28 protein-coding genes are annotated in these 24,735 nt (G+C 40.5%); 9 read left to right on the top strand and 19 right to left on the bottom strand.

Features of this window, described 5'->3' with window-relative positions:
• Positions 1–84 precede the first annotated feature (84 nt).
• The 10 genes from ybgF to ruvC all read right to left on the bottom strand — a co-directional run bounded on the left by ybgF (position 85) and on the right by ruvC (position 7,992).
• Entirely contained in the window at positions 85–870 is a 786-nt protein-coding gene (gene ybgF / locus FR932_RS03125) for a tol-pal system protein YbgF (RefSeq protein ID WP_019628955.1), read from the bottom strand.
• A gap of 12 nt (positions 871–882) precedes the next feature.
• Complete coding sequence (gene pal / locus FR932_RS03120) at positions 883–1,467, bottom strand: peptidoglycan-associated lipoprotein Pal (protein WP_019443095.1); 585 nt, start codon at positions 1,465–1,467, stop codon at positions 883–885.
• 20 nt (positions 1,468–1,487) lie between these two features.
• Positions 1,488–2,858 (bottom strand): Tol-Pal system beta propeller repeat protein TolB, encoded by a 1,371-nt coding sequence (gene tolB / locus FR932_RS03115; protein ID WP_019443094.1) that lies wholly within the window; start codon positions 2,856–2,858, stop codon positions 1,488–1,490.
• Between the two features lies 1 nt (position 2,859).
• Positions 2,860–3,957, bottom strand: coding sequence for a cell envelope integrity protein TolA (gene tolA / locus FR932_RS03110; protein ID WP_019443093.1), 1,098 nt, complete (start codon positions 3,955–3,957; stop codon positions 2,860–2,862).
• A gap of 70 nt (positions 3,958–4,027) precedes the next feature.
• Positions 4,028–4,453: a protein TolR gene (tolR, locus tag FR932_RS03105; RefSeq protein WP_019443092.1), complete on the bottom strand. Its 426-nt coding sequence runs from the start codon at positions 4,451–4,453 to the stop codon at positions 4,028–4,030.
• A 3-nt stretch (positions 4,454–4,456) separates the two neighbouring features.
• The gene (tolQ, locus tag FR932_RS03100; RefSeq protein ID WP_019443091.1) at positions 4,457–5,149 is read right to left on the bottom strand and encodes a protein TolQ; all 693 of its coding nucleotides are present in this window, start codon (positions 5,147–5,149) and stop codon (positions 4,457–4,459) included.
• Positions 5,136–5,555, bottom strand: coding sequence for a tol-pal system-associated acyl-CoA thioesterase (ybgC, locus tag FR932_RS03095; RefSeq protein WP_019443090.1), 420 nt, complete (start codon positions 5,553–5,555; stop codon positions 5,136–5,138). The genes tolQ and ybgC overlap by 14 nt, the downstream gene beginning before the upstream one ends.
• Positions 5,556–5,705: 150 nt before the next feature.
• The gene (gene ruvB, locus FR932_RS03090) at positions 5,706–6,716 is read right to left on the bottom strand and encodes a Holliday junction branch migration DNA helicase RuvB (protein WP_019443089.1); all 1,011 of its coding nucleotides are present in this window, start codon (positions 6,714–6,716) and stop codon (positions 5,706–5,708) included.
• A 17-nt stretch (positions 6,717–6,733) separates the two neighbouring features.
• The gene (gene ruvA, locus FR932_RS03085) at positions 6,734–7,354 is read right to left on the bottom strand and encodes a Holliday junction branch migration protein RuvA (protein ID WP_019443088.1); all 621 of its coding nucleotides are present in this window, start codon (positions 7,352–7,354) and stop codon (positions 6,734–6,736) included.
• Between the two features lie 116 nt (positions 7,355–7,470).
• Positions 7,471–7,992, bottom strand: a complete 522-nt coding sequence (gene ruvC / locus FR932_RS03080) for a crossover junction endodeoxyribonuclease RuvC (protein ID WP_019443087.1) — start codon at positions 7,990–7,992, stop codon at positions 7,471–7,473.
• A 255-nt stretch (positions 7,993–8,247) separates the two neighbouring features.
• On the opposite strand from ruvC, the gene FR932_RS03075 reads away from it, so the two are divergent.
• From FR932_RS03075 to FR932_RS03055, 5 genes are all read left to right on the top strand, one after another.
• Complete coding sequence (locus FR932_RS03075; RefSeq protein ID WP_019443086.1) at positions 8,248–8,475, top strand: glutaredoxin family protein; 228 nt, start codon at positions 8,248–8,250, stop codon at positions 8,473–8,475.
• A gap of 86 nt (positions 8,476–8,561) precedes the next feature.
• Positions 8,562–8,969: a cytochrome b562 gene (locus tag FR932_RS03070; protein ID WP_019443085.1), complete on the top strand. Its 408-nt coding sequence runs from the start codon at positions 8,562–8,564 to the stop codon at positions 8,967–8,969.
• Positions 8,970–9,037: 68 nt separating this feature from the next.
• Positions 9,038–9,430, top strand: a complete 393-nt coding sequence (locus FR932_RS03065) for a DUF2750 domain-containing protein (protein WP_019443084.1) — start codon at positions 9,038–9,040, stop codon at positions 9,428–9,430.
• A gap of 239 nt (positions 9,431–9,669) precedes the next feature.
• Positions 9,670–10,611 (top strand): alpha/beta fold hydrolase, encoded by a 942-nt coding sequence (locus FR932_RS03060; RefSeq protein ID WP_019443083.1) that lies wholly within the window; start codon positions 9,670–9,672, stop codon positions 10,609–10,611.
• An 80-nt stretch (positions 10,612–10,691) separates the two neighbouring features.
• Positions 10,692–11,486, top strand: a complete 795-nt coding sequence (locus tag FR932_RS03055) for a ribonuclease H family protein (RefSeq protein WP_019443082.1) — start codon at positions 10,692–10,694, stop codon at positions 11,484–11,486.
• A gap of 209 nt (positions 11,487–11,695) precedes the next feature.
• Here FR932_RS03055 and FR932_RS03050 read toward each other — a convergent pair whose 3' ends face one another.
• Complete coding sequence (locus tag FR932_RS03050; protein WP_019443081.1) at positions 11,696–12,004, bottom strand: hypothetical protein; 309 nt, start codon at positions 12,002–12,004, stop codon at positions 11,696–11,698.
• 186 nt (positions 12,005–12,190) lie between these two features.
• Here FR932_RS03050 and FR932_RS03045 point away from each other — a divergent pair, with 186 nt between their 5' ends.
• On the top strand, positions 12,191–13,114 hold the full coding sequence (locus tag FR932_RS03045) for a M15 family metallopeptidase (RefSeq protein WP_019443080.1): 924 nt from the start codon (positions 12,191–12,193) through the stop codon (positions 13,112–13,114).
• A 23-nt stretch (positions 13,115–13,137) separates the two neighbouring features.
• On the opposite strand, the gene FR932_RS03040 is transcribed toward FR932_RS03045, so the two are convergent.
• Complete coding sequence (locus FR932_RS03040; RefSeq protein ID WP_019443079.1) at positions 13,138–13,551, bottom strand: phosphate-starvation-inducible protein PsiE; 414 nt, start codon at positions 13,549–13,551, stop codon at positions 13,138–13,140.
• Between the two features lie 410 nt (positions 13,552–13,961).
• Here FR932_RS03040 and FR932_RS03035 point away from each other — a divergent pair, with 410 nt between their 5' ends.
• The gene (locus tag FR932_RS03035) at positions 13,962–15,257 is read left to right on the top strand and encodes a GGDEF domain-containing protein (RefSeq protein ID WP_019443078.1); all 1,296 of its coding nucleotides are present in this window, start codon (positions 13,962–13,964) and stop codon (positions 15,255–15,257) included.
• A 45-nt stretch (positions 15,258–15,302) separates the two neighbouring features.
• On the opposite strand, the gene FR932_RS03030 is transcribed toward FR932_RS03035, so the two are convergent.
• The 5 genes from FR932_RS03030 to fruB all read right to left on the bottom strand — a co-directional run bounded on the left by FR932_RS03030 (position 15,303) and on the right by fruB (position 21,286).
• Positions 15,303–16,010, bottom strand: a complete 708-nt coding sequence (locus FR932_RS03030) for a DUF3108 domain-containing protein (RefSeq protein ID WP_019443077.1) — start codon at positions 16,008–16,010, stop codon at positions 15,303–15,305.
• A gap of 6 nt (positions 16,011–16,016) precedes the next feature.
• Positions 16,017–17,165 carry a BamA/TamA family outer membrane protein gene (locus tag FR932_RS03025; RefSeq protein ID WP_240532439.1) on the bottom strand — a complete coding sequence of 383 codons (1,149 nt, stop codon included), beginning with the start codon at positions 17,163–17,165 and terminating at the stop codon, positions 16,017–16,019.
• Between the two features lie 210 nt (positions 17,166–17,375).
• Positions 17,376–19,136: a PTS fructose transporter subunit IIBC gene (fruA, locus tag FR932_RS03020; RefSeq protein WP_019443075.1), complete on the bottom strand. Its 1,761-nt coding sequence runs from the start codon at positions 19,134–19,136 to the stop codon at positions 17,376–17,378.
• Positions 19,137–19,148: 12 nt separating this feature from the next.
• On the bottom strand, positions 19,149–20,114 hold the full coding sequence (pfkB, locus tag FR932_RS03015) for a 1-phosphofructokinase (RefSeq protein WP_019443074.1): 966 nt from the start codon (positions 20,112–20,114) through the stop codon (positions 19,149–19,151).
• Positions 20,114–21,286 carry a fused PTS fructose transporter subunit IIA/HPr protein gene (gene fruB / locus FR932_RS03010; RefSeq protein WP_019443073.1) on the bottom strand — a complete coding sequence of 391 codons (1,173 nt, stop codon included), beginning with the start codon at positions 21,284–21,286 and terminating at the stop codon, positions 20,114–20,116. Before fruB ends, pfkB begins: the two co-directional genes overlap by 1 nt.
• A gap of 257 nt (positions 21,287–21,543) precedes the next feature.
• On the opposite strand from fruB, the gene cra reads away from it, so the two are divergent.
• Complete coding sequence (gene cra, locus FR932_RS03005; protein WP_019443072.1) at positions 21,544–22,527, top strand: catabolite repressor/activator; 984 nt, start codon at positions 21,544–21,546, stop codon at positions 22,525–22,527.
• 44 nt (positions 22,528–22,571) lie between these two features.
• Here cra and FR932_RS03000 read toward each other — a convergent pair whose 3' ends face one another.
• Positions 22,572–23,456, bottom strand: coding sequence for a LysR substrate-binding domain-containing protein (locus FR932_RS03000; RefSeq protein WP_019443071.1), 885 nt, complete (start codon positions 23,454–23,456; stop codon positions 22,572–22,574).
• Positions 23,457–23,599: 143 nt separating this feature from the next.
• Between FR932_RS03000 and FR932_RS02995 the strand changes: the two genes are divergently transcribed.
• A complete protein-coding gene (locus tag FR932_RS02995) occupies positions 23,600–24,367 on the top strand; it encodes a TSUP family transporter (protein WP_019443070.1) in 768 nt (255 codons plus the stop codon).
• 55 nt (positions 24,368–24,422) lie between these two features.
• Here the strand turns inward: FR932_RS02995 and FR932_RS02990 are convergent, their stop codons facing one another.
• On the bottom strand, positions 24,423–24,734 hold the full coding sequence (locus FR932_RS02990) for an S-adenosylmethionine decarboxylase family protein (RefSeq protein WP_019443069.1): 312 nt from the start codon (positions 24,732–24,734) through the stop codon (positions 24,423–24,425).
• Position 24,735: the final 1 nt, after the last annotated feature.

Here is a 24,735-nt window from a genome sequence, read left to right as displayed (position 1 = left end):
ATGCTGACTTCCGTTCAGTTTAACACCAATACGACGATAAATAACACAACCCAAAAGGCGAAGTAATTTACCGACTACAACAGATTATTTTAGTGCGGCTAATTCTTGTTTCGCCAGCTTAGCGACAGCATCATTCGGATAATCTTTAATCACTAATTCAAAATAGCGTTTAGCTTCACTATTTGAACCCGCTAACTTAGCAAGTTGACCTAGTTTCTGTAATGAATCTGCACGTTTATTTGATGTCGGGTATTTAGTCACGATCTTCTCAAATTCAACTTTAGCTTCATCATTCTTATTATCTTTACGTAATAACAAGCCTAACCAATAATGTGCATTAGCAGCGAGTTCTGACTCTGGATACGTTGAGATAAAACTTTGTAGTGCAGGAATGGCTTCATCATACTTACGCTCATTTTTAATTAGCTTAATGGCATAGTTATAAGAATCTTTTCCTGTCAAATTTACCGGTTGATTAGCCGCGTTTAAAATAGCAGTATCTGTTGCGATAGATTTTACTGGTTTCGCAACAAGCGTGGTACGTATACGCTCAATATCATTAAGAATATCGCGTTGACGTTGCGTGATTTTACCCTGCTCTAGATTGCTTTCTTCAATAGCCCCCTGCAAGTTCATTAATTCAATCGATAATTGATCAAGTCTTTGCTGAGTTTCTAATTGTGCTCTAGTGCGAGCTTGGAGGATATTCTCTATGCGGGTTAGACGTTGTTCAACCGAACGAGTTGGTTTTGCTGTGATGACCTTATTAGCACTGACTGTAGCATCAAGTACTGTAGCGGGTGCAGCATGCCCTATTCCGCTATAAAGAACGGCCATAATCATGGCCGTTTTAGTATTAATTCGAATCAAGGTGACTAATCCTTAGTAAACTAGTACTGCACGTCGATTTTGAGCGAATGCAGCATCAGTGTGAGAAGTGTTTACTGGTTTCTCTTCACCATAACTTACTGTTGAGATTTGGCTTGAAGAAACACCTAGATTATTTAGGTATTTAACAACAGCGTCAGCACGACGATCGCCTAGCGCGATGTTGTAACCTGGCGTACCACGTTCATCAGCATGACCTTCAATGAGTACTTTAACAGCAGGGTTATCAATTAAGAAGTTAGCGTGATCTTGTAATAGCTCGCCATATTCTGCAGTAACGGCTTGTTGATCAAAACCGAAGTAAACAACATGACGTTTACGTAATTCGTCAATCACTTGTTTTTTAACTTCTTCAGCTGTCAGGTTTTCAACATCGTCAATGCTTACGTCAGTATCGCTACCAACAATAACATTTGAACCAGCTTCAGTTGCTGCATTATCTGCCGCATCGTTTGCTGTTTGCTGTGCAGTGCTTTCAACTGCGTCATTTGTCTTTGTATCAGTTGTTGAGCTACATGCAGCCAATGTCAGCATTGGTAACGCAATTACTAAACTTTTTAAGATTTTATTTAGTTGCATTTTCATTTTCCTATCAATAATTAATTCTTTTTAGATGTCAAGAAAGGTGACCAAGCTGGTGCTTTTACTTCTCCATCACTTGCTGGTAATACTGCCTTAAAACGTCCATCCATTGAGACTAGCGATAATACCTGTTTTCCCTTAACAACCGTGCTGTAGATCACCATACTGCCATTTGGTGCAATACTTGGTGATTTATCAAGACGACCGTCAGTCAGTTTTTGCACATATCCATCTGACAAATCCTGCTTCGTTACACTATACTTACCTTTTTGCAAACTGACCATAACTAAATTCTGGCCATCAGGGCTAATTGAAGGATTTAAGTTTGCGTTCCCCTCAAAGGTAAGTCGTTTAATTTTCTTACTTTCTAAATTAACTTGATAAATTTGCGGACGACCACCACGTTCAGATGTAAAGACCAGCGACTTACCATCAGGAGCCCATGTTGCTTCTGTATCAATACCGCGATTCTTAGTCAGCCTATCGAGTTTTTTAGTTTTTAAATCATAAACATACACATCAGCCTGACCTGATTTAGACAATATCATCGACAGTTTTGTACCGTCAGGTGAAAATACCGGTAAAATATTACTGCCCTTATACGGTTCTATCAGCTCACGCTTTTGCGTCACCAGATCATAAATCCAGATCTCATGCTTTTTATCTTCCATGCTCATATAAGCGAGTTTTTTACCTGTAGGATCCCACGAAGGTGACATAACAGGCTCTGTCGAGCGGAATAATACGTGCTGATTCATACCATCATAATCAGATATTAATAATTTAAATGGATATTTATCATCATAATTAATCGCTACATACGCAATACGCGTAAGAAATGCGCCGCGGGTACCAGTCAGATTCTCAAAAATATAATCACTTAAACGGTGTGAAATATGACGAGGGCGACGAGTCGAAAAATTACCTTTCAAATTCAACTTAATATGATCAGTATTTTTAACCAGCTGTTCATCAATCTTTTCTGGTGTTTGGTTTTTAAAACCAGACAGTACATTAACGAGCTGAAAATGGATCTGCAAACGGCCATTTTCTAACGGTTTAACAGTACCAATAACGATAGCCTCAACACCCGCTTCTTTCCATGCTTCATAATCGACAGCACCCTCTGTTGCTGGTGTTTGTGGCATCAAATTACGTTCTAATGGTGAAAACCGGCCACTGTTACGTAAATCATCCGCAATAATACTCGCGAAATCAGTCATATTCTTTGGCTGAGGCTGCGCACCTAGCCACTTAAATGGGACGACAGCGACAGGTCTAGCACTATTTGTACCTTCGGTAATAATAATTTCTAATGCTGCATGCGCGATCTGAACCTGCATAAGACATACGACAAAGAAAGATAAAAAACGTTTCGTTATATTCATATTAAATCTCTGGTCTAAAAATCAAATTAATATTTTTAAGTTTGTTCGCGACTTCAGGATCCGAAGACATAGGTAGACTACCGGCCTTATTGACTGCGTTAACACCTGCTCGGCAAACGATGCTATCACCTTTACCACTGGTTGCACTTAATACTAAACCTGAATCAGACAGGCGAATATTTAGCGCACAGGATTTCCCTTTCATAGCATCACTGGTGAGCATGTTGCGTTGAATTGAACTTTGAATACGTGCAGTGTACTTATCCACTTCACTCAATACTTCTTGCTGACGTACAGCATCGAGTTGTTGGATCTCACTATCAAGCTCGGAGGCAAACTCAGCTTCAATCTGCTCTTGCATCAAACGCTCTTGTCTGTCTTGCTCAATTTTAGCTAAACGCTGGCGCTCTTTTTCTGCTGCAGCTCGTTTTTCCTCAGCGACACGTTTCTTTTCAGCTTCTTGACGCTGACGTTCTTGCTCAGCTTTTTTACGTTTTTCTTCGGCAGCAACAGCGGCTTTACGTTTTTGTTCTTTCTCTGCCGCTGCTTTACGTTTACTTTCTGCTGCGGCGGCAGCTTGCTCTGACTTCTGACGTTCCAACTCTTTTTTAGCGCGTTGTTGCTCTGCTTTTTTGGTTTCAGCTTCGGCTTTTTTACGCTCTTCAACTTTCTTCAAACGCTGCTTTTCCGCTTTAACAGCAGCCGCTTCGGCAAGCTTACGTTCAACTTCTTTTTCAGCTCGTTTTGTTTCAGCACGCTTCGCTGCTTGTTCGGCCTTTTTTTGCTGTTCCTTGGCTTTCACTATTGCCGCTTCTTTTTGCTGACGCTCCACATTCAATTTCTTAATACGGTCTTCAGCAGCCTGTAAACGTTGTTGTTCTTTTTTACGCTTATCTTGTTCTGTACGCTTAATACGTTCTGCATGCTGCTTTATCGCTTTTTCACTCACGACCACAGCTTGGATCGCTTGTACTTTTGGCTTTGCTTGCTGCTTTAATGGCGTCGATGTCGCACTGAGTCCTAGCACCACTAACAGTACTACATGTAAAACGACCGAAATAATAATCGCAACAGAGTATTTCGACTGATTATCCTTCATCTTTATTTATACCCTACTCTACACACAATAAGAGTTAACACCTTGTAACTTAACTTCATGATTATTAATACTATTCAGCAGGATCTGTCATTAGGCCGACGGAGGGTGCTCCCGCTTGCTGTAAAACGACCATTAAGCGGATCACTTGCTCGTATGCCACAGAACCATCGCCTTTAACGACAACGGGTGTATCAGGCTGTAATTTCAAATGCGCAGCAACCAATACGGCTAAATCATCTGGTGACATCGGTGATTTATCACCATCGCCAACATCAAGATAATATAAACCATCTTTATCAACAGAGGCGACAATCGGTGGTTTACTGTCTTGCGATAATGACTCAGCTTGTGCTTGCGGCAAATCAACAAGCACACCTTGAGTGACTAACGGTGCGGTCACCATAAAGATAATCAATAGCACCAACATCACATCGATATAAGGTACTACGTTAATTTCTGCTACAGGTCGTCTGCGCTTACGTTGATAAGGCTGCATCGCTTAGTCCTGTGTTCGTTTTGCCAAGCTTTGGCGATGTAAAATACTAGAGAATTCTTCCATAAAGTTAGCGTAGTTATTTTCAATACGCATGACTTGATTGGAAAATCGGTTGTAAGCAATAACCGCTGGAATCGCCGCAAATAGACCCATTGCAGTTGCAATCAATGCCTCGGCAATACCCGGGGCAACCATCGCCAATGTCGCTTGCTGGACAGCGCCTAATGCAATAAATGAGCTCATGATACCCCAAACCGTGCCAAACAGACCGATATAAGGGCTGATTGAACCGATCGTGGCCAAGTTATTTAAGTTAACCTCAAGTTCATCAACTTCACGAGATAGTGCAACACGCATAGCACGATAGCTACCATCCATGATCGCATCTGTGTTCTCTTGATTGGTGTTATGGATGCGTACATATTCTTTAAAACCAGAATGAAAAATTAACTCCATCCCTTGAATATTATTCTTGCGTGATTCGCTTTCTTTATATAGTTTTGATAAATCGATACCAGACCAAAATCTATCTTCGAATCGTTTTGATGCATCATTTGCTTGCTTCAACGCATTAGAGCGATGGAAAATCATAGCCCACGATGCCACCGACATAGAAAGCAACAATAGCATGACTGTTTTAACCAGTAAGCTAGCTTCCCAAAAAAGACCAAAAAACGATATATCAGCAGGTTCCACTGGTTAGTTTCCTTATAATTTCTGTCGGCATTGCACAAGGTTTCTTGTGAGACAACTGAATGCATGCCACTTTAACTGTTAATTCTGACAATAATTTACCATTTTCATGATAAATACTCTGAGAGAAGACCAAAGATGCGCGTTTTAGTTCCTTAATATGTGATTTTATAGTTAATAAATCATCAAGGCATGCAGGATAGCGATAATCTATGTCTATTTTACGTACTACAAATGCAAGATCTTGTTGTAATAGTAACGCTTGTGAAAAGCCCCTATCGCGTAACATTTCTGTTCTTGCGCGCTCAGCATAGTTTAAATAATTACTATGATAAACCATGCCACCAGCATCAGTATCTTCAAAATAAACGCGAGCCGTAAACTCACTTTGTACTATTTCACTTTGCATTATTGGACTGTCCGCCTGTACTCACTCAATCACGAGTACTTATAAGTTTAGCGCTATAAGTGATTTAATATACCTGACAAAAATAATATATGAAATTGATTTAATATGAAGAATATATTTCAGTGATTATTTATTAGGTATTGTTTTCAGCTATTGTTTTTCTGGATAGTCAAAACCTAAATGTAAATAAGCACGTGGCGTTGCAATTCGCCCACGTGGTGTACGTTGCAAGAAACCTTGCTGAATAAGATAAGGTTCGAGTACGTCTTCAATGGTTTCACGTTCTTCACCAATCGCTGCCGCAACGTTATCCAGCCCTACAGGTCCTCCAGAGAAGGTATCCACAATCGCGATTAACAATTTACGATCCATGTAATCAAAACCACAGGTATCTACGTCGAGCATGCTCAGCGCCGCAGACGAGATCTCGGCATCAATATCGCCATCATGCTTCACTTCTGCATAATCACGCACACGACGTAATAAGCGGTTAGCAATACGCGGCGTACCACGTGAACGTCGCGCAATTTCTAACGCTCCGGCACTGTCCATATTGAGCCCTAAGCAACTTGCCGAACGTAATACGATGTCTTGTAAATCTTCAACCTTATAAAACTCAAGACGCTGCACAATACCAAAACGATCGCGTAATGGAGATGTTAATGAACCCGCACGCGTCGTCGCGCCGATAAGTGTAAAAGGCGGTAAATCGAGTTTAATCGAGCGTGCAGAAGGCCCTTCACCAATCATAATGTCTAATTGGTAATCTTCCATCGCTGGATATAAGATTTCTTCAATCGACGGATTCAAGCGATGAATCTCATCAATAAATAAGACATCATGCGGTTCTAAATTGGTCAGTAATGCGGCCAAATCACCTGCTTTTTCTAATACAGGGCCAGACGTGGTTTTAATGCTGACACCCATTTCGTTAGCAACAATATTCGCTAACGTAGTCTTACCTAACCCTGGAGGGCCAAAAATTAATAAATGATCCAGCGCATCCTCACGACGCTTGCTGGCTTCAATAAAAATTTCCATTTGATCACGTACATGATCCTGACCTTGATAGTCAGATAGCATTTTTGGTCGAATGGCACGGTCTATGACCTCTTCTTCACGGACTGTACCGCTAGAAATTAATCGATCAGCTTCAATCACTTAAATAACTTCCTAAATTAATTCTGTAATGTGGCGCGTAATGACAGACGAATGATATCTTCACAGCTCATACTTGGCTGGGCAACTTTTTTGATCATTTTAGCGACTTGCGCCGGTTTATAACCTAAACCAACCAAGGCTTCTTCCGCTTCCTCAATCGCATTCGATGCAGTATTACCATAACCCTGTAATTGCGCTTTATCGGCTTCAGGAGTAAATAAATCTTGAGTAACCCAATTCTTCAAACGGTCACGCATTTCAACCAATAAACGCTCTGCTGTCTTTTTGCCGACCCCCGGTAATTTAATTAAGCTATTGATATCATCATGTTCAACACAGTGAGCAAATTGATTGGCCGTCATACCCGATAAGATAGCGAGCGCTAATTTAGGTCCCACACCATTTACTTTAATCAATTCACGGAACATTAAACGTTCCATTTTGTTATTAAAACCGTAAAGTAATTGGGCGTCTTCTCGCACCACAAAATGGGTGTAAACGATCACTTCGCTGTCAACATCACCAAGCTCGTAAAAACAGCTCATAGGCAGTTGAACTTCATAACCGACACCATTTACTTCTAATAAGATCTCGGGTGGTTGTTTTTCTAGTAAAGTGCCACGTAAACGTCCAATCACAATTATTTTCCAACCTATTTAAATACAAATATAATGTGCAATAGCATAATAAAATACTGGTTAAATATCCAGATCATTTTATTTCACAACTACGACACTTGATTAATTAAAGGTGATTAGTTAAAGCGACCACGCGCAGTACCCTTCACTTTACCCGCCATATTAATCAGGGTACGTAAACTCTGCGCATGACATAACGCCACCGCGAGTCCATCTGCAGCATCCGCTTGCGGCGTTCCACCGAGCTTGAGTAAATTAACCACCATTTGCTGAACTTGCTCTTTATCAGCACCACCGTTCCCAACCACAGCTTGCTTGATCTGACGCGCGGTATATTCACCAACCTCAAGATCATTAGATACCGCCGCGACGATAGCTGCGCCACGAGCCTGACCCAATTTTAATGCTGACGCGGCATTTTTACCCATGAACACATCTTCTATGGCAAATTTATCTGGTTGAAATTGGATAATGATTTCACACACACCAGCGTGAATTTGCTTTAAGCGTTCTGGTAGGTTTTCACCCGAGGTACGGATACAACCACTACCTAAATATTGAAATTTTCCGTGTATATGTTGGATCACACCATACCCGGTAATGCGAGAACCTGGATCAATGCCAAGAATAATACTCATACTTCGTTATCTTCATTATCTGTTTATAATTACAGTATACCTGCACATCAGTTTGAAATCTAAACCCTGCACATTATCTGCATATCGGTAAAATAACGTGTATAAATTAACCAGTTAAAAATCGTATTTCAGCACCAGGTAATTTAACGAGCATGTAAAGAAGTGTATTTCAAAAGGTTTGCCTGTATTGATGCATTGTTAATCAGTGTTAGCTTGTTATAATGCGCGTTTTTACGATAAAGATAGTTGGCTAATATGAAAAGAGTCGTGTTATACACACAGAAGAAGTGTCCAAATTGCGATTCAGCGAAGCGCTACTTAGATGAAAAAAAAATTCCGTATCGCTTATGCAGCGTCAATGAACCACGTGGCAGTAAAGAACTCGCCGCTATTGGTGGTCGAGGTGTACCAACACTAAAAATTGGTGATCAAGTGTTACGGGGTTTCTCAATTAAATCATTCGAAAATATGTATCGCGGTTAATACCGAATACAGACCCAATTATGATTCATCACGTGATCACAACGGTGATGAATCACAGACTTTCATTATTACTTATGGATAAAATCATGAAGAATCGTATTGCTCAGCTAGGTCTTATCATCAGCTTATTGTTTTCAACGTTGGTTAACAGTGCCGAAATAGACAATATCGACCTTAAAGTCACCATGAAACAAATGAGATTAGCGTATACTCAAGCCATGAAAACCACATCTGCAGATGAGTTTAACGTCCGTCTTGATGAAATGAGTAAAATGCTTGCTGTTGCGCAAAGCTATAACTTTTCCCCTGATCGTGCAGAGATGTCAAATCAAGGTTTAAATAAAGTTGAATCAGTACTGAACAGCATCCAAAAAGTCGACGTAACAGACACCAATCTAGATCTTGCTAAAAGTAAGTTAGAACAAGTGGATAGCTTAAGAAAAGAATACCATAAGAAAAGTAAGCCTAGCGTTTGGTCACTTATCTTCGGTTAATAAACAATTTTCGATTAATACACAATTGGTATCCAATCGTTATTTTAGTCACACTAGGAACAGATTAAATGTCAAAAACTCTCGATAGTAACCAAATCGCGACAATCCAAGCTTACGATGCTGAAAAACGTCTAAGCTATTTATTAAAAGAAGTGACTAGCGAACGTCAAATCTGGATCCTAACGGATGAGCACGGTTGCGTAATGCTAAACAATGAAGACGAAGACTGTGTGCCGGTATGGCCTAACGCTGAATTTGCACAATCTTGGGCTACTGGCGAATGGAAAGACTGTAAAACAGAATCTATCTCGTTAGCTAAATGGCAAAGCCGTTGGACATCAGGCTTAATGGATGATGATTTAGCCTTGGTTATTTTCCCTAATCTTGCAGATGAAGGACTTATCATGTTCCCTGACGAATTTGATATGGCACTGCAAAAACAAGCAAAAAAGAACCGCTAATAAGCAACTGCTAAAAAGTACAACTGTATAGCCTTAAGCCTGCCTGTGTTCATTCATACGCAGGTTTTTTTATTGCTGGCTTTTACCCTCTTCTTCATGACCAATACAGCGCTTACCCAGTAAGAACTACCACTTATAAAGTAATCTAATATCACTAAGTTAAGGGAATGTTATTTTATTTTCCCGTATTCTCATGTATTGTTTCCTTTTCCTTTGCAATCGGCCTAAGGGCTAACGATATGATTTCAAACAAGCTAAAATTATTCATTATCTATATATGTTTCTCGCTCTTAAGCGGTTGCTCAGTTGTTCGCTGGAAAATAGACAGTGATGAAGACAACCTTAAAGCAGTGGGATTTACCCAACATGATATTAACCTAGAAGAAGGCGGCAGCCTGAGCTATTGGCGTGGAGGCAAAGGCCAACCACTGTTATTAATCCATGGATTTGGTGGCGATGCAGTGACCACTTGGAAAGATGAAATGCTGGCCTTGAGCGCAGACTACGATGTCATTGCCCCTGACCTTGCTTGGTTTGGTGATTCTTTCAGTGCTGGCGAAGCGAACCTAACAACTGAAACACAAGCAATTTGGCAGCTTGTTAATCAGTTAGAGCTTGAAAATATCAATATTGCCAGCATTTCTTATGGCGGTTTTATCACTTTAAATATGATGAATAACAGCCCCGAGCAAACTCGCCAGATTAATAAAGCGATTATTATCGCCAGCCCAGGTCCCTACTTTAACGATGATGATCTTGACGCGCTAACAACCCGTTTTGGTGTCGACAATCCAGAAGATTTCTTTATTCCAAAAAACAGCGATGAACTACGCCGTTTATTTGATGGTATTTTCGTTAGACCTAAAATGATGCCAGATTTTGTGGCTGACCAAATTTATCAAACTTACTTTGCTGCTTGGCATAAACAAAGAGTAGAAATGATCCAGTCGCTACCAGCAGATCGCGATGTGTTACTCGATGCACCACAGTCATCGATATCAACCCTATTAATCTGGGGAGAAAAAGATCAGATTTTTCCGCTTGAACACGGTATTTACCTCAGTAAAAAAATCCAAGCCCCGCTTGTTGTCATACCTGACACTGGTCACGGAGTCACCAATGAGCAACCGGAAATGGTTATACATTTAATCAAAAACTTTATCGACAGCGAAAAAAGATAGTTCTGCTGAAAGATAGTACTGTTTACAGCGGTATAACTGTTATTATGCCGCTATGAAACATTGAGAGCATTAAATTAGTTATGAGTAAAAAACATTACGTAGTATGGAAAGGCGTGAAGACAGGTATATTTGATAACTGGTCTGAAACAAAAGCACAAATTGATGGCCGCAGTGATGCTCAATATATGGGTTTCCCATCTAAATCCGAAGCAGACCAAGCATTCGCCTCGACATATACGCGCGCATTAATGAAACGTTCATTTGCAAAAGATGATGCGACAGGCTCAGGTGTTAAACCAAAAGCAACACGTCCAGCTGGCAGCGCTAAGTCAATTTTATCGGCACCACCACAAGTTGCAGATCTTAATATCTACTGTGACGGTGCTTGCTCGCCTAACCCAGGTAAATCGGGTACAGGCATGGCCGTTTATGAAAAAGATAAGCTCGCACAATTGTGGTACGGCTTATATGAAGCAAATGGTACCAACAACTCAGCAGAGCTAAACGGATTATTGGTTGCCTTTCGTTTTGCGGCCTCACATATCGAGCAAGGTAAAACAGTACAAGTACTATCTGACTCAAGATATTCAATTGATTGCATCACCAAATGGGCAAAAGGCTGGAAAAATAAAGGTTGGAAACGTGGTAAAAACGAAGAAATTAAAAACCTTGCCATTATCCAGCAATGTTTCGATTTATACGAAAAATTAAAATCTAACCTGATCATTTCTCATGTAAAAGGACATGCGAACATTGAAGGTAATGAATTATCTGATCGCATGGCTGTATTAGCCCGAACTCAGCAAGAACCTAAGCTAGTACAATATACTCATAGTATTAATATTGTTGAAATTTTAGCAATGCCTTCTGGCTAACAATTCATAGGTGCTAGTCATAGGCACAGCTCCGGGTCAGGACCACAGGCTAATATCGCTATTCACTACTGATATTGAGCATCTTTAAAATGAAAACAAGCTGCAAATAAGTCCCAGCTTGTTTTCATTTTCTACTTTTAATCCTTAAACGACTAAAATACTGCACCTGACACTCGAACGGTATTAATAGCTAAGCAAATCATCATAAATTAAATAATCGGTGAACAACCTTTCAGCAAAAGCGCAGTATTAGAACTTGCTTTCGCTTGAGCATAATATGCATCTGTCGTCGTCAGTCCAGTTTGGGTCAAAGCACCAGCATCCGCCGAAATAAGGGGCGCAATAACCGTTAATGCCGATGCCGACTCACGGTCTGCCTCATACGCCGAAAATGCTTTAGTGATTTCTGGACAGGTAAACGCATCCGCCCCTTGCTTCGCCATACTATAAGCTTGAGATGAGGTTTCACAGCCAGCAAGTGTGCCAGCAAACAATACTACCGCTATTATTTTATACATTAATATTTCCTTATTTAACAAGTACGCACTGCCAATAAACAGCACTTTTATCTTATCCGTTCAATCCAGTATAGCGATAACATTAAGATAATGTTGATAAACATGCAGTATCTAGCACCGCTATATTTACATTCAACATATCCGCGTTAAGATAATAATCAAACACGACTTAATGCATGGATACATATGTCAAAATATTGGTTTAAAAGGTTAATTTCAGTTCTGGTTAGCACTGCGTTTATACCCGTTTCAGCAGCAAATATAGCTGAAATATCAGTTTCTGAATGCAAAGCGATGGCAACCGCGGGCGTCATGTCAGCTGCAGCACCAGTGCAATGTGATCGCTTAAGACAAGTGCTGTTCGACTATATCGACTTTCAAGGGCAACAACACAACAACGGTTCCATTATTGTCATGGATGCCGTTGCACCGTATATAGCGACTATTTTTGAGCGCTTATATATCTTGAAATTCCCTATTAATAAAGCCCAGCCAATACGTCATTACCAAGGCGATGATGATTTATCGATGGCAGATAACAATACCTCTGCATTTAATTATCGCCCTATTGCCGGTAAACGTTCACTCTCTATTCATGCTTATGGTCTCGCAGTCGATATCAACCCCAAACAGAATCCATTTGTTGAATTTGGCGAACAAGGTAGCGCTAATTTCAAGCCTGAGAATGGGGCTAAGTATGCCAATAGAATGCAGTTTAGGTATGGTAAAGACCAACGCCAGGGCTTTGCTGAAGATGTCATATCCACATTTGCGGATAATGGTTTTTTATATTGGGGTGGTTTTTGGAATACGCCAATTGATTATCAGCACTTTCAAGTCAGCCGCAATATGGCGAATTTAATGGCGGCCATGTCAGCTGACAATGCAGCTCAATTTTTTGCTCATTATGTGCAGTGGTACCGAACATGCAAGACCAGTTACCCTGCGGCTTATGCAGAGCATAAAGTCAGTGATTATACTCACTACTTAGAAAATAAACTAAATAGTGAGTCGTTACATAAAACATTTAAGCTATCACCGGCGTCAGTCATAACGGCGATGCAGAAAGCACTACCGCTACAGACTGCTACTATGTGTATAAAAAAATAAATAAGCTAAGACTGAGATCGTTATTATTCATCGGCCAATGATTTATAAGGCCAGTAAAAATGGCCAGCGCGGATAATAACGGTTGATGTAGCCAATACTAATGCAGCCAGTGACAACCACACCACATCAACACTTTCGAGTTCTTTCATGCCCAGCGTAACATAACGAGCAATCGCCATCATCGCAATATAAACAGGATAACGTACTGGGATCTTACCGTTGACGACAAACTGTTGGATCATTGCTAATACTTCAAGGTAAATAAACATCAGTAAAATGTCTGTTAGTTTTACCGAACGCAATTCATAAACATGATAGAAATCATTTGCCATTGCAAATATGGTAGCCAGTGTAATAGCAACCAACAGTACAGCTTCGACATAGCTGAATAGCTTTAAGAAAGTACGACTAAATTTCTTGGGTAAGTGAGATGGCATAATCGCTCCGCAATATAAATATAATGCTCATTTTAAGTAATGAGTTATTCTGACAATATACAATAGTTTCTAAACAATTGTATATTTGAATATTGGCTAAGTCACTGAATTAACGCTCACGTTTCAACCAAGTGAATAAACATTAACTTTAGCAATACCTACTTATAATAATATAAACATAACAAATTAAACACTAAGTAAAATATCCTTCATTACACTTAGTGTTAATTATGTTTAATATCAATACTTTAACTTTGTTAGCTATCTATTTTCATTATAGGTTAAAATATAATCACAGCCAACACGTGTCATATTCCATATATGTTAGGTCTACATGATTATATTTTTTGTTGAGCATTTCATTCTATAATATGGATAATTACGACGGGTTGTCGCCAATGGAGTTTTAAGTGCGAAATATTCAAAAAATAACGATAGGGATAGTTATCGTTACCTTAGTTATATTAGTTTGGTATCATTTCCGTGCTAATACTAAAACCTACACAGTAACACCTGACAAATTCCATTTTGCGAATATCGATGATAGTAGTAAAGGCGGCTTAAGCAGCTCTGCAATCGAAATCAAAGATGGTAAAGCTTACCTTACTTGTAGCGTCGTTAAAGAATCAGATTATCCGTGGCCCTATTGTGAATTAGAGATCAGTCTTTCTGATAACCTGATTCGAGGTATCGACTTCTCTGATTATAATAAAATCAGTCTCGACATTGATTACACCACAACACATGCTAATAAACGTCTACGTGTATACATACGTAATAGTCACCCAGCTTATACCCGTGTAGATGAACCTACCTCATTAAAATTTAATGGTATTGAATACCCGCCTGGGTTTGGCGATGGTGCAATAGCCATTGCACTTGATACTTTTCAAGTATTAACCTGGTGGATTGCCGATAACGGCATCAGTATTGAACATGCGTCACCAGATTTTTCCAACGTGCCTATTATTGAAATTGCAACGGCATCAGGTGTCACCGAAGGTGAATTTGAAATTGTCGTCAATAGTATTGAATTTCAAGGTGTATGGATAGAAGAGTCAACCATGCTCAAAGGGCTGTTATATACCTGGTTATTATTAATCATCGGCTTTATTTTATATGAACAAGCTAAGCTACATCGCAGGCTGAAGCAAAGCCATAAAAGAGCTGCTCGCCTGTTTAAATTAAATCAAAACTTGAATGAAAAGAATATTGAATTTTCCGAATTAGCCAACCGCGATCCACTGACTGGTGCATTAAACAGAAATGCAGTACAAGATTGGTTAAAAAAAATGGCTCAGCAAGTACGCTGGGGCAACCAAAACTTCTCAGCACTGTTTATCGATATCGATCACTTTAAAAATGTTAACGATAAATATGGCCATCAAGTCGGTGATGATATCTTACGTGAGTTTGTACTGGTGATATCAACTCATATTCGCAGCAATGATTTTTTAGTGCGTTGGGGCGGAGAAGAATTTATCGTGTTCTTTCCTGAAACCAATGGCCAACAAGCGATGAGTAGAGCCGAAACACTGAGGGCGACTATAGCAGCCCATCACTGGTGTCATAACAAACCGCTGACTTGCAGTATTGGTGTGGCACAAATGGGCGAAGAACGTATTACAGAAATGATCGCACGCGCTGATGAAGCTTTATATAAAGCCAAAGGCAGAGGACGTAATCAAGTTGTCTGTAGCCAATAAGTTTAAAGTAAAGCATTGGGTATAGAACACTCAGTGCTTTATCCGTTAAACACAAACGTCAGTATAAGTTTTTAGCTCAGTCGTCCCCTTCAGAACCCAGCCTTTAATATTTGTTGCCTTTATCATTAAATAATTCAACGATGGTGCAAACCAAAATGTGACATTGCGATCCTGTATTTCGACTACTTTAATGGTTTCTAGATCTCCAAAGTTTTGCGTCGATAACGTCTCTTTACCAACAACTTGATACTCAAACAACTCCATTTCATCCGTAGCCTGTCGCAAGGTATAAAAATGCGTTTTACCCAGCCTTACATTCAATTGCAGCTGCATAATGATAGTATCCATGTCTTGTAATAGGTATTGCTTACTCCGATATTTTGTTATTTTATCATTCAGTAAAACATGACTGTCTAATCCATTAGCACTAATGTTTACCTTCATTGTTCTATTTCTAAACCCAGTCATAACTTGATAAAATTCAGAGGTAAAATAACGTTTTTGTTGTGATTCATAACGAGAGTTTGAAGTTTGATAAAAAGTAGTACCAATACCAAGAATACTCATATTACTACGCGTTAAAAAGGACAACTCAGCACCTTTTTGTATGATCTGGCGCTGTAATTCTCCCGTATGAAAACCGTTGATGTAGATGTCGTAAATAATTTTTTGTTCACAAACTGCGGTATCCTCAGCTCGAACAAAAAAACTAATTAACCCACAACTGAAAATACATAAGGCTACTTTTAACATATCGCGCTAAAACACTTCGTTAATGTTCAAATAAAATTCAGCACCATCATCACCAAAGCCAATATCCGCTCGTAAATTAACTCTATCTTTAATATTGAATCGAAAACCGGTACCATAACTAATTAAAGTTTCATCAAATAATCCAGATATGTCATTCGCAACAGAACCCGCGCCAGTCCAAAAAACCATACCAACACGCCAATAAATAGGTACCCGATATTCAACTTGGCTAAATACCATGTTGTTATCTACGTATCGACCTTCGATATAACCTCTTAACTTTTCATCTCCACCAAGATTAGTCAGTTGTACAAAAGGCGTATCATCACTATTGAACTCGCCTTTCACTTGCCAGGCGAGAGTGCCAGTTATACTTTGGAATTGGTGGTATTGGCTATAATATGCTTGATATTGTTCATATGTTTCAGATTGAGAGTTACTGTACATTTGATTAAATTGCAACCCAATATTTATACCTTCAAACGCATTATCAACGTTATCTCTGGAATCGTAATCAATTTTGATCGAGCCGCCCATACTATTGTCTTTTACTAATTGGTCAGTATTGTTCGCCGTATTTGTATCTATGTCGCTAGGGCTAATATAGGCGCCTTTAACACCAAATCCAACGTAAATATTAGTCGCTACTTTACGTAGCCATATCGCATCCGCAGAAAACTCTTCTGAGTTATAGTTAGTGACATCCTCAGACTGACCAGATAAACCGTAAAAATAGCTCGCATCATTGGCAATATTGGCATGAATAAATAATCTGTTTTTATCTGACTCAAAGAAGTTTTTATTTTTTAGACTCACACCATAAGAATTATTTTCTGAATAATAACTATTGAGAGAAATAGATGAAGGTTGGCTTAGATTAATGTCAGATAAGTTATATAACCCCACATACAATGCTCCAATACCAAGGCCTTTTTCGGGTGTGTAATAGGCTGTCGGGATAATGCTTGAATTTAACCCTTGTTCTTTTTCATATGTTTGGCTAGCGCCTAATGAACTTAAAATATCATCCAGTGACTCAGTCACTATATTTTCAGGCCAATCAAATAGCGGTTGGTTGGCTAAATTGGCTTCTGTGGCGACGGCTGAAAAGCTGGTTAGCGCAGTCATGAATAATATACGTTTATACTTTAACAAAGAGAGGCCGCCAGTTGTAATTGTGCCATGCGGCGTTTATTCGCTACATGCAGATTAATATAGCTTTATTTTATCACTGTCTATTAACGTGATAAAGCCTCATCACTTTAATAGACAGTGATAAGGCTTTATCTTTATAACAATTATAATACTTTGATTAATAATTAGTTACCTACAAACGATAACGCGTAATATAAAGAATCGAAGGTATTACGCAGTAACCGTTTTTTCATCTGCCTGCTTAAGCACTGCATAGCTCACACCAGTGACTAACGTACCCGCAGCTATCGCCACTAAGTACATAAATACCGGTGTTATAGCATTTGGAATTAGTAGCACAAACAGACCACCATGCGGCGCCATCAATTGAGCACCAAATAACATAGATAATGCACCTGTTAAAGCACCACCAGCGATACAGCTAGGGATCACGCGCATTGGATCACGGGCTGCAAACGGAATAGCACCTTCAGAAATAAAGCATAAACCTAATACAAACGACGCTTTACCCGCTTCTTGTTCACTGCCATTAAATTTACGTTTCGCTAGGAATGTCGCTAACCCCATACCTAATGCAGGTACCATACCAGCCGCCATAACCGCCGCCATTGGCGCATACGTTTGTGATGCTAATAAACCCACACCAAACGTATAAGCTGTTTTATTCACTGGACCACCGAGATCGAAACACATCATGCCACCCAGAATAATACCCAACAGCACTGCATTCGCCGAGCCCATATTATTCAAAAATTCAGTTAACGCATTCATTGCTGCAGAAACCGGGCCACCAACCACATATATCATCACCAAACCAGTAATTAATGAGGCTAGAAGTGGAATAATTAAAATCGGTTTCAGCGCTTCCATTGATTGTGGTAGCTGCACTTTTTCAGCAATGAGTTTAGCGGTATAACCGGCAAGGAAACCAGCCACAATACCACCAAGGAAACCAGCGCCAGTTGAACTCGCGAGCATACCACCAATTAAACCCGGCGCTAAACCAGGTCGGTCAGCAATCGAGAAGGCAATAAAACCGGCCAGTACAGGGATCATTAACGCAAAAGCAGAGCCACCACCGATAGTCATTAACGCCGCGGCTAACGTGCCCTCTTCTTTAAACGCTTCAATACCAAATACAAAGGACAAAGCAATGGCTAAACCACCCGCAACCACTAATGGCAGCATATGTGATACACCTGTCATAAGATGTTTATAAGCCCCCGTTTTTTCAGTATTGTCTTGTGCATTCGCTGGCGCTTTACCATGACTATAAACTTGCGCATCATTAAAGGCATTATCCAGCGTTTGTGTGGTTTTCTTCAGTGCTAGGCCTGTACTGGTCTTATACACTTTTTTACCATCAAAACGGGCTAAATCGATATCAATATCGGCCGCGATAATCACCACATCAGCAGCTGCAATTTCAGCACTGCTCAGTTGATTTTTCGCGCCAACAGAACCACGGGTTTCAACTTTAATCCTATGCCCTAAACGTTGACCTTCTTGTTCTAGCGCTTCCGCTGCCATAAAGGTATGAGCAACGCCCGTTGGGCAGGCTGTAATGGCAACAATCGTTTTACTGCAGTTGTCTGCATCTGTAGTCGCAACACCTGATGCATGACTACTTATGTCATTACTGCTTACTTCATTACTCATCGTAAGTTCAGTTGCTTTTGCAATCGCCTGTTCTAAATATGTTTTAGCATCGGTAAATACTGCTTCCACTGCCGAACGATAGACTTTTTTACCAATCAATCGACTGTCATCAATAGTGGTACTAGCGGCAACAACAATATACTCAGCCGCGGCTATCTGTTGCTCGGTTAAAGCTGTCATTGGCGCCACTGATGAATGACACTCAATATCTGCTTGCCAGTTTAATTCAGTCGCTGCCTTCTCTAATAAACCCGCCGCAATAAGACTGCTTGCGATGCCACTTGGACACGCCGTTACAATTGCAATTTTCATTATGAATATCCTTTATTCGCCAATAGTGATGCGTTCACTCATCGTGATCACTTCATTTATATCTTCAACGCCAACACCAACCTGAGTAACAGCTAATGCTGATAATGCAGTTGCAAAGCCTAACGTTTGTTTTTTATTCCAGTTGTTTAACTGTCCCCAGCACATACCAGCTACCAAGGTGTCACCAGCTCCGACAGTACTCACTATCGCCATTTGTGGTGGTTTAGCCTGTAACCAACCTTCGTGGTTAAGCCACATAACACCGTCAGCGCCTAGCGATACCACTACATTACTGATACCCGTACTTGCTAGCTGCTGCGCAATCTCGACTAAGCTCTTGCCTGCCATTGATTCACCTTTAGCATGCTTAGTATCCTTAGTCCACTGCGCCAGCTCTTCATCATTTGGCTTGATTAGCCAAGGTTGTACGGCAATACCGGCACTCAGCGCTGCATTGCTGCTATCAAAAAACACTTTTTTACCTGCTTTCTGTAACTGCGAGATCCATTTAGCACATTGCTCAGGTGTCACACCAATCGGTAAACTGCCCGCTATCACAAAGACATCGTGATCAATGGACAAGTTAGCCAGCATAGTTTCAAATTCCACAATCGCCGCCGCTGTCACACTCACACCAGGGAAATTAATGTCACTAACCTGACTGCTTGATTCGACTAATTTAACGTTAATGCGGGTAGCCCCTTGCACACGAATAAATTTGTCCTTGATGTTACTACGCTCAAATAACTGACAAAACGGCGTTTGATTCTCAACACCTAAAAAACCTGTGGCAGTCACCTCTGCGCCAAGCTCCGCTAATACTTTCGCCACATTAACGCCTTTACCTGCAGGCTCTAACGCACAATGCTGCACTTGGTTTACCGTGCCTTTCGTTAGTATTTGTAAATGCCCAGTTAAATCTAACGCTGGGTTTAACGTCACAGTAACGACTTTCAAATTTGTTAATTGCATGGTCATTATTTACCCTCACCTAATCCCGATTCGATACCTTCGCCTATCGCTTTGAGTGCTACTTGGGCATCATGGCCATTCGCAGTAAATGTTAATACTTCACCACTACACACACCCAACGACATCAATTTCATCAAGTTTTTGGCATTGGTTGATTTACCCGCCGCATTCGTCACTTGGATATCAGCCTGATACTGTTTGGTAATTTTCACCAACATAGCACTTGGTCTCGCATGTAAACCATGGCTGTTATGAATGGTAAATGTTGCTGTTATGCCACTTGGCTGTACTGCTGTTAATAAGCGGATGACCGTGTCTGCATCTGCATTAAATAATTGATTCACTTGTTGCTTATAAATTAAATCGACTACACATTGCATATTATCTAGATGTAAATTGTTAGCACTTGCTAGCATGAGTACACCTTTAACAGCTAAACTTTTCTGCGGTAAATTGCTCTGCTGTAAACTGCCTTGTAATAAGCTCTGTGCTGGCGTCACAAATGCGATTGCCGTCGTTGTCACCGCTTTACTGGTTTTCGCTAACCATAATCCCTGACCTAAATGGCATGCAGGCGTAGTGATGGCATCGGCAACACCGCTATTATCAATACAGCCGTGGTGTTTAAGTAGTCCCGCTGCAACCGCAGTAAGTTGGGATAAATCTTGTGCAGGAAAATTCAGTTGTATCAGATCCGCGGTTAATAAAGTTGCAGATTGTTGCTTACCTTCGAGACTTTTTCCTTCGGGCTTATTACCTTCAAGTAAGGCTATAATCGCTTCAGCACTATCACATTGCTGGAGTTTCAGCTCGATATCATCATCGCTTAATACATGTGTAAGCTGCTTTAAAATCGCTAAATGTTCATCTGATTTAGCTGCTATCGCAATAGCAAGGTACACAGTTTGTCCCTCGCCCCAATCAACACCTTGTGGAAAGTGATGTAATTGCACACCGGTTTTATTGACTAAATCACGTGTATCAACGGTGCCATGCGGAATAGCAATACCATTACCTAAATACGTAGAGTGCTGCGCTTCACGCGCTAACATCCCATCAACATAACTTGCTTCAACATAGGTTTTATTCGCCAAGCTTTGTGCTAGGGCTTTAATGGCGTGTAATTTGTTCGGCGCCGATTGTTTTAACTGAATGTCGTTAGAAGACAGTGACAACATAGATTTACTCCATACTTCGCTAATACTGGCGGTATAATTATTTGCTAACAACAGCGCTGACGTTATTACTGACGCCAGCTGAATCGTTTCAGCAATTCGTTAATTAAAAAGGCTGCAGCAATGTCAAAATCATTATAAATAGCATTGCTGAAACCTTTCAGCTAATATAGTGAAGTGTTTTTAAGCTGATTACAATTTTCAATAACAGATCATTTAAGAAACTTTGAGCAAGCGCACAGATTAGGGATAAAACAACCATGACATTAGATGAAATAGCCAAACTAGCAGGTGTATCACGTACCACTGCCAGTTATGTGATTAACGGCAAAGCCAGTAAGTACCGCATTAGTGAAAAAACTCAGCAAAAAGTAATGGCGGTGGTAAATGAGTATAATTATCGCCCTGATCATGCAGCGCAATCATTACGCGGTGGCAGTAACCGTTCACTTGGTTTGATCATTCCTGATTTAGAGAATAGTAGTTATGCTAAATTAGCCAAATTACTTGAACGTGATGCGCGAAAAGCTGGTTACCAAGTCATCATTTCATGCTCTGACGATGATCCTGATACCGAGATGAAAGTTGCAGAAACTTTGCTTAGTCGCCGTATCGATGCTTTGCTCGTCGCAAGCTCCCTGCCCGCTGACCACAGCTATTATCGCACTGTACAAGCTAATGGCGTGCCAGTCATAGGGCTTGATCGCGCGATGGATGATGAAATTTTTGCTTGTGTCATCAGTGAAGATTTAGACGGTGCCTATGAACTCACACAAGCTTTACTCGAAAACGATATCAACTCTATTGGTTTAGTCGGCGCTGTGCCTGAATTGGGTATATCCAAAGAGCGTGAACAAGGTTTCTTATCAGCCATCAACCAACATAAACACGACGTTAAACTGTTGACGGCGTATGGCGACCACTTTAGTCAGCAACAAGGGCAAGCCCAAGTACAACAATGGATTGATAACGGTACATTCCCCGATGCAATTTTAGCAACCTCTTATACCTTATTTGAAGGAGTGCTCGATTGCTTGATACGTAACCCAAGCTTAATGGCCAGCACTAAACTCGCGACCTTTGGTGATAATCGATTATTGGATTTCTTACCCAGTAAGATCCAATCTTTACCACAACAGTTTGAGTTGATTGCACAACATGCATTAAAAATGGCGCTTAATGCGGCGAACCGTCGCAATCAACCTGGTATTGAAGTGGTATCACGTAAAATCATTCGCCGCTGAGCTCACTTTTAATCATTAAATACTAATCGTGACACCTGAATAGCTTATCGATAGGGTGTAAACAAGGGTAATAGCCAGTCAATGAAAGTCTGCACTTTCAGTGGTAATGGACTGGCTGTGGGCGTCAGTAAATAATAGCTGTAGGGACTGACAAAACCCGCTGAAAATGGAATGACTAAGCTACCATCGGCTAATTGCTGACTAACAAAAAACCGTGGAATAAGTGCCACGCCCATACTGCTTACCGCCGCTTGGCTGAGCATATAAAAATGCTCCATACCAAATTTATTATCCGTGGTGATTGCAACGCCGATATCATCGCCCCAAAAACGCCATAACCCAGGTCGCGAAGTATGCTCTAACAGCGTCATCTTGTTGATATCTTGCAGTGAGGTCATTTGTTTAGCCAGTTGCGGTGAACACACCAAACACAGATCTTCATCCATGAGTTTAAGGACATTACAACCCAGTGGTTTTTTAGTGGCGCTGCGTATGGCAATATCATAGTGATGTTGGCTAAAATCAATCGCAAAATCGCCTATCGATAGATCAACAAACAAATTAGGATTACTGATTTTAAAGCCTTCTAGGCTCGGAATTAACCAGCTAATAGTTAAACTCGGTAATACATTAATAGCGATACGTTGAGCCAACTGCGGTTGAGATATAAGTTCTTGTGTCGCGCCATTAATCGTTTGCAGCGCGCTCTGAATCTTAATTAAATAAGGCTTTGCCTCTTCAGTAAGCACTAACTTGCGGTGCTGACGAATAAACAAATTAACCCCTAGATATTGCTCTAATATCTTCACCTGCTTACTCACCGCGCCATGGGTCACGAACAGTTCTTTCGCAGCTAGCGTAAAACTCACATTTCTCGCAGCGGATTCAAAAGCACGCATGGCATTTAATGGCGGTAAATTAGGGTACATAGCAATACTCATTTTAAATAAAGAATAAGAATACAAATCAGAATAGCGTGAGTTTAACTCACACTATAAAGAAGATAACTCCTTTGCATTACATCTGTAAAGAAGATTAAATAGCCCCTCACATTACGCAGGAACAGAGCATTATGATTTTCGATATGTCATTACAACTTTCAACAGAAATTGTTGGGCTATTATTTTTAGTGGCCGTCGTGGCTGGATTCATTGATGCCATTGCTGGCGGTGGTGGTTTACTGACTATTCCAGCATTATTATGGGTTGGATTACCTCCCGCTACTGCGCTGGCAACCAACAAACTGCAAGCCTGCGGCGGTAGCTTCTTTGCCAGTTTTTATTTTATTCGTAAAGGCATGGTCGATATAAAGAAAATGAAGTTCGCTATTGGCTGCACCTTTATCGGTTCCGCGTTAGGTAGTATTGCCATCCAATCGATAGACCCAAGTATTCTAGAAGTTATCTTACCCTTTCTCATACTCGCTATTGGTGGCTATTTCTTATTCTCTAAACAGATAACGGATGAAGATAAACATCAGTTACTCACACCAACACTGTTCGCTATTACAGCGGCATTTGGCATTGGATTATATGATGGGTTCTTTGGCCCTGGTACAGGCAGTTTCTTTGCCCTAGCATTCGTATCTCTCGCTGGGTTTGGTTTAGCTAAAGCAACGGCGCACGCTAAAGTATTAAACTTTGCCACCAATATTGCATCACTGTTGTTCTTTGCATTAGGTGGGAAGGTATTGTGGGCACTTGGTGGCATTATGTTAGTTGGCCAAGCGCTAGGGGCAACACTTGGCTCTCGTTTGGTACTATCAAAAGGCGTCAAAATAATTAAACCCTTGATGGTGACTATGTCTATTGCCATGAGCTTGAAGCTACTGTTTGCTTAAAGCTGCTTCTTGCTCATTGCTGGCTTGACTTGGACATTGTACTGAATTGATGAGCCTATTTAGCCGTCACTTGCCAATCCAGCTGCTGAGCAGCGGCTTGCAAATGTGTATCAAAGCTGGCCAATAACGTCGCTGAACAACTTGATAATTCCACATAAGCTTTATCTTCTTCTGGAAAGGTATGCACAGCAGCATGACTTTCAGCTAACAACCACAGCGAAGTATAACCCTGTGGTTGAAAATAATGCTCAACAAAGTTTAATACGCTAAAACCGGCCTGCTCAAGACCAACTGAAATCACACCTTTAAGTGCTTCACTATCACAACAGTTTAGCCACCAGCGTTGATTATATATTTTTGCTTCCATC

It is taken from the genome of Moritella marina ATCC 15381 (genome assembly GCF_008931805.1).
GTDB lineage: Bacteria > Pseudomonadota > Gammaproteobacteria > Enterobacterales > Moritellaceae > Moritella > Moritella marina.
Note: the sequence above shows the minus strand (reverse complement) of the source record. Positions and strands in the feature narration are given on the sequence as shown.